Source organism: Streptomyces sp. NPDC059398 (assembly GCF_042751845.1).
Classification (GTDB): domain Bacteria; phylum Actinomycetota; class Actinomycetes; order Streptomycetales; family Streptomycetaceae; genus Streptomyces.
Genome location: NZ_JBHYWP010000164.1, coordinates 3,659 through 9,468, shown reverse-complemented (window position 1 = coordinate 9,468; position 5,810 = coordinate 3,659). Strand labels below are relative to the sequence as shown.

Below are 5,810 nucleotides of genomic sequence, written 5' to 3'. Positions count from 1 at the left end.
GGGTGCGTCCGGCGCGGCCCCCGCCCCCGCCGGTACCGGCTACTCCGTCCGCAGCCCCTCCGGCCGCATCAGCCGCCACAGTGAAGGCAGGCTGAGCAGCGTCACCAGGACGACGACGCCGCCCCCGATACCGGCCATCGCCCCGACCGCCGCCAGGTCGACCGTGAGCGAGTGGCCGACCATGGCGAGCAGGATGGAGCCGAGGCCGAGGCCCACCACCGTGGCGAGCAGCAGCCCCAGGGCCACCGGGACGGCCGTCTGCCAGAGCACCGACCAGCTCATCGTGGAGCGCCGGGTGCCGAAGGCCGTCAGGGCGGCCAGCAGCTTCCGGCGGTCGCGCAGCTGCTCCAGTACCGAGACCAGCAGGCTCGCGCCGATCAGCAGGAGCACCGCGGCGGCGCCGATGTACAGCCCCTTGCGGACACTCGCGAAGCGGTTGTCCTCGCGTACCTCGTGCAGGGCGTCGATCCCGGTGAGCGGGTCCACCTTCGCCGCGGCGTTGCGGGCCAGATCGACCGCGTCCGGCTCCGACGGGTCGAGCGTGATGTAGTCCGTGTTGACCAGCGAAAGGTGCCGCAGCGCGGGCAGGGCCCCCGGTGTGAGCAGCACGCCTCCGAAGATGGAGCTGCCGGCCGGGTCGGTCCTGACGTCCACCGTGCGGGTCCTGGCCGGGACGGTCCAGGTGAGGGTCTGGTCGTGGCCGTCGGGGAAGGCCGGTTTGAGGAACAGCCGCTTGCCGGGCTTGGCGATCTTCGTGAGGTTGTCGTCCGATCCGGCGTCGGCGATGAACGCGTCACCGTCCTTGCAGGACGGGAGGGCGGCCAGGGCCCGGAGCGCCGTGCAGTCGCCGGTGTACATGTCGCTGGTCTCCTCGGCGTTCCGCGATCCCCCTGCGGTGGCCCTGCCGACCGAGAGCACGTTCCGTACGCCCCGCGTGGAGCGCAGCGCGTCGGCCATCCGGGTCTTGGTGAGGTCGCTCTGGACGACCATCTGGGCACGTGAGGTGTCGGCCCCGGTCTCCTTGCTGTAGTCGCCGTCGACCCCCGCGAACAGCATCTGGAGCGCGATGGCACCGGCCACAGCGACGGCGATGCCGTTGACGAGCCTGGCCGCGGTGCCGCTCGTCATCTGGAGCCTGCGGACGGCCAGTTGCCAGGCGGTGCTGCTGCCGCCCAGACGGTTCACCACGGCCTCGATCAGCCAGGGCAGCAGCGCGGTCACACCGACCAGCAGCAGCACGCTGCCGCTGATCACCAGCGTGCTGTTGAAGTCGCCCGATGTGCGGGACTTGCCCAGCATCGGCACCAGCAGGGCGAGTCCGGCGACCGGCAGGAGCGCCCGCCACCAGATCCGGCGGCGGCGCGGGACCGAGACGCGGACCACACCGAGCGGCTCGATGACCACCCCGCGCAGGGCGAGCAGGGTGACCGCGACGGCCGCGGCGGGCACCGCGAGTACGACCAGTACGGCCAGCCCCGCGCTCGGATCCAGGTCCGCGGGGAAGAGATTGATCCCCGCCACGTCGATGTCGCCGACGAACGCCCGGCCTATCAGGAAGAACCCCGCGCCGAAGACCACCCCGAGCAGGGAGCCCGCCAGCGCCTCGCCGGCCGCGATACGGCGGGTCATCCGGGAGTCCGTACCGACCAGACGCAGGGCCGCGAGCCTGCGGTCCCTGCTGTCGCTGCCGAAACGTACGGCAGCCGCGATGAAGACGCCCACCGGCATCAGCAGCACCACGAAGATGATCACGACGAGCAGGCGCAGGACCGGGTCCATGTCCTCGCGGGGCGGCAGCTTCGCGAAGGAGGTGATGCGCCGCACCGTGCCGACGTCGTCCAGGGCGAGGTGGCTGTCGCCCGCGTAGTAGGCCAGTTCGTTGGGGCCGGTCAGACCGGCGTCGCCGAGCGTGCCGGTGATCCGGTACGGGAGGCGCTCACGCAGCAGTGCCCCCCGGTCCGACGCCAGCAGCCTGCGCAGCGCGGGTGACACCAGCATCTCGCCGTCGCCGGGCAGCGCGTGCGTGCCGGGCGGCAGCGGCGCGTGGGGGCCCTCGCCGCGCACCACACGGCCGCGGACGTCGGCACCCCGGTACGCGGTGTCCGCGACCGCGAGCAGCATGGTGTTGTCGCCCGCCTTGTCGATCATGGTCGCGCCGAAGTCGTTGCGGTTGTTCTCCCGCGCGTCCCGGGCGGCGAGCGCGCTCGGGATCGCCGTGGTGAACAGCAGCAGCGCCACTCCGAGGCCCACCCCGACCGCGGTCAGTAGGGTCCGGGTCCAGCCCTCGCGGCCTCCGCCGACGGCGAACTTCATGCCCATCGTGAGGTCTCGGGTCCAGCTCATGACAGGTGCTCCAGATCGCGGGACCTGCCGTCGCGTACGACGACCTCACGGTCCGAGTAGGCGGCGACGCGCGGCTCGTGGGTGACGAGGACGACGGCGGCGTTGGTGGAGCGGGCCGCCTGGGTCAGCAGCTCCATCACCCGCTCGCCGTTGAGGGAGTCGAGCGCGCCGGTCGGCTCGTCGGCGAAGACCACGCGCGGCCCGGTCACCAGCGACCGTGCCACGGCGACGCGCTGGCCCTGGCCGCCGGAGACCTCGCCGGGGCGTTTGTGCCCGATGTCGGCGACCTCCAGACGGTCCATCCACTCCTGCGCCGTGCGCTCGGCCTCCTTGCGCTTCGTGCCGTTCAGCCGCAGCGGAAGCGCGACGTTCTCCGTACAGGTCAGCTCGGGGACGAGCTGGCCGAACTGGAAGACGAAGCCGAACTCCCCGCGGCGCAGGGCGCTCCGCTCGGCCTCCGACATCGTGGACAGCTCCCGCCCCTGGTACATGACGGAGCCCGAGTCGGGGCGGACGATACCGGCGAGGCAGTGCAGCAGGGTCGACTTGCCGGAGCCCGACGGCCCCATGATCGCGACCACTTCACCGGCGTGGACGGAGAACGCGGCGCCGTCCAGCGCGGCGGTCGGCCCGTACGCCTTGTGCAGTCCTTCCGCGTACAGCAGGGAACCGGCGGGTGTCATGGGCCGACCTCCTTGGCGAGCTGGTCGAGGCGGGCCGCGGTCAGTTCGAGCCAGCGCAGATCCGCTTCGAGGTGGAACAGGGCGTGGTCGCAGATCAGCTGGTCGGCGAGGTCCCCCCGGCGCTTGCGGTCGGTGAGGATGCGCATCAGCCGCAGATGCTCCGCGCGCTGGGTGTCCAGCAGATCGGCGGCCGGGCGGCCGGTGAGCAGCGCCAGGACGACCTTGGTGTAGAGCGTCGACTGGAGGTACGGCTCGGGCTTCTCGGGGGTGGCGAGCCACTGCTCGACATCGCTGATTCCGGCGTCGGTGATCGCGTACCGCTTGCGCTCGGGGCCGCCCCCAGCCTCCATCGCGTCGACCTCGACCAGGCCGTTCTTCAGGAGCCGGGACATGGTCGAGTAGACCTGCCCGTAGTGCAGCGGCCGGTCATGGCCGAACTTCTCGTCGAAGGCGCGCTTGAGGTCGTAACCGTGGCGCGGCCCCGACTCCAGGATGCCGAGCAGAGTGTGACCGATGGACATACGGGATGGCCTTTCTTGTCCGGTCTTGATGTGTCGATGTTCGGTGCGGATTCACGCGGTGCGGATTTACGCGGTGCGGATTTACGCGGTGCGGGATTCACGGTGCGGATCTACTCGGTACGGAGGCCGTCGGGGCGCATCAGGCGCCACAGCGGAGGCAGGCTCAGGAGCGTGACGAAGAGGATGAGGCCGCCCCCGGCGCCGGCCAGCGGGACGAAAGCCCACCAGTCCGTCACGGGCTTGCCGACCAGCCGCAGCAGTGCGGCGCCGAGCCCGAGACCGCCGGCGGCGGCGAGCGCCAGACCGGTCACCACGGGGACCGCGGTCTGCCAGAGCACCGACCAGCCCAGGGTGGGGCGGCGGGTACCGAAGGCCACCAGGACCGAGAGCAGTTTCCTGCGCTCGCGCAACTGCTCCAGCTGCGAGACGAGCATGGACGCCGCGATCAGCGCCATGGTCGCGACCGCCCCGGCGAGCAGCCCGTTCTCGATGCTCGCGTAACTCCTGTCACGGTCGACCACGGTGAGGTCCCACACCCGCATGACCGGGTCGATACGCGCTGCGGTGTTCCGTACGTGCTCCGCGGCGTCCGGCACCGTGTGGTCGACCTTGACCAGGGCGCGGGTCTGGGCCTGCGGGAGCCGGGCCGCGCTGAGCGCGGACGGGGTGACGAGGATGCCGTCGCGCTTCTCGCCCATCGGGTCCGGGCGGGCCATGACCGTCGGCGAGTCCTTCGGCAGCGTCCACAGGACGGGCTTGTCGTCCTGGCCGACGTTGAGTTCGCCGCCGGGGCGCACGGTCTTGTCCACCCAGTCGTTCATCTCCTTCTGCCCCTTGACGTGGGCGACGAAGGTGTCGCCGTCCTGGCAGGACGGAAGGTCGGCCAGCTCGCGCAGGGTCGGGCAGTCGCCCATGGTGACCGTGGTGGTGGGCCAGGGGCCCATCGCGTCCGGGTCGCCGCCGGGCTTGTCCGCGTAGGACTCGATGGTGCCGATGACCGCGTCGACCCCCTTGGTCTCCTGGAAGGCGTGGATCATCTGCCGGGCCCGTGCGGCGCTGGGGTAGTCCGCGTCGATATGCATCTGGGCGCGCTTCGGATCCTGGTCCGTGGTCCTGGTGAAGTCGTCGTGCAGCCCGACGAAGTACATCTGGAGGGCGACCGCGCCGGCGACCGCGACCGTGATGCCGCTGACCGCGCGGGCCGCCGATCCGCTGCTCAGCTGGAGCCGCCGGGTGGCCAGCTGGAACGGGACGGGACCGCCGTGCAGCCGGTCGACCACGGCCTCGACGACCCAGGGCAGCAGCGTGGTCAGCCCGGCCAGCACCAGGACGGCGCCGATCGCGACGGGGTACGGATTGCCGAGGGCGTCCCCGGCGGACGGCGTATCGACGTTCAGCAGCAGCCCGATTCCGGCGACCGGCATCACCGGACGCCACCAGAACCGGCGGCGGCGGGTGGCGGCCTGCCGGGCCACACCGAGCGGCTCGACGGTGACCGAGCGCATCGCGAAGAGGGTGACCAGGACCGCCGACACCGGCACGAGCAGCGAGATCAGCACCGCAAGCGCGGGCAGCGGGACCAGGTCGGACGGGAAGGCCGACATCTTCCAGAGCCGGACACCGCCGGTGAACAGGCGGCCCACCAGGAAGACCACCCAGCCGAGCAGCACCCCGAGCGCCGCTCCGGCGAACGCCTCGCCCGCCGCGATCCGCCGGGTCATCCGCACGTCCGCGCCGACCAGCCGCAGCGCGGCGAGCCTGCGGTCGCGGCGGTCACCGCCGAAGCGGACCGCGGTCGCGATGAAGATGGCCACCGGGGTGAGCAGGACGACGCAGCCCAGGATGGTGAGCACGACGAGCGGGGCGGAGAGCGGCGGGCTCAGCGGTCCGCCGCCGAAGTGCGCGATCCGGTGGGCGCCGGTGCGGACGGTGAGTGTGGAGCTGCCCGCGTAGTAGTACAGCTCGCCCGGATCGCTCAGCCCGGACTGCCCGATGGTGCCGGTGATCCGGTACGGGAGGCGCTCGCGCAGCAGCTTGCCGCCGGCTGAGCCGAGCAGGTCCCGGAGCGCGGGGGAGACCACCATCGTGCCGGCGGCGGGGATCGCGCCGATGCCGGGCGGGACGATCGGGTGGGGGCCGTCCGCACGGAGCAGATAACCGTCCAGGGTCTCGCCGTGGTATTCGCTCTCGGCGTGCCCGAACAGCAGCGTCGTGTCGCCGCGCGGGACCGGTTTCGTCGGTTCGGAGAGGGTGCGGGCGTGCC

At 71.9% G+C, this 5,810-nt stretch carries 4 protein-coding genes; all 4 read right to left on the bottom strand.

The window, feature by feature from the left end; translation table 11 throughout:
- Positions 1-39: 39 nt before the first annotated feature.
- Entirely contained in the window at positions 40-2,343 is a 2,304-nt protein-coding gene (locus ACFXBC_RS34085) for an ABC transporter permease (RefSeq protein ID WP_385033652.1), read from the bottom strand.
- Positions 2,340-3,026, bottom strand: coding sequence for an ABC transporter ATP-binding protein (locus ACFXBC_RS34080; protein ID WP_385033649.1), 687 nt, complete (start codon positions 3,024-3,026; stop codon positions 2,340-2,342). The genes ACFXBC_RS34085 and ACFXBC_RS34080 overlap by 4 nt, the downstream gene beginning before the upstream one ends.
- Positions 3,023-3,547, bottom strand: a complete 525-nt coding sequence (locus ACFXBC_RS34075) for a PadR family transcriptional regulator (RefSeq protein WP_385033646.1) — start codon at positions 3,545-3,547, stop codon at positions 3,023-3,025. The genes ACFXBC_RS34080 and ACFXBC_RS34075 overlap by 4 nt, the downstream gene beginning before the upstream one ends.
- A gap of 110 nt (positions 3,548-3,657) precedes the next feature.
- On the bottom strand, positions 3,658-5,810 hold a 2,153-nt coding region (locus ACFXBC_RS34070), incomplete at its 5' end, for an FtsX-like permease family protein (RefSeq protein ID WP_385033644.1).

What these genes read in the sequence shown, in the direction of transcription:
- ACFXBC_RS34075 (WP_385033646.1), bottom strand. Translation starts at nt 3,547, where the DNA reads ATGTCCATCGGTCACACTCTGCTCGGCATCCTGGAGTCGGGGCCGCGC.
- ACFXBC_RS34080 (WP_385033649.1), bottom strand. Translation starts at nt 3,026, where the DNA reads ATGACACCCGCCGGTTCCCTGCTGTACGCGGAAGGACTGCACAAGGCG.
- ACFXBC_RS34085 (WP_385033652.1), bottom strand. Translation starts at nt 2,343, where the DNA reads ATGAGCTGGACCCGAGACCTCACGATGGGCATGAAGTTCGCCGTCGGC.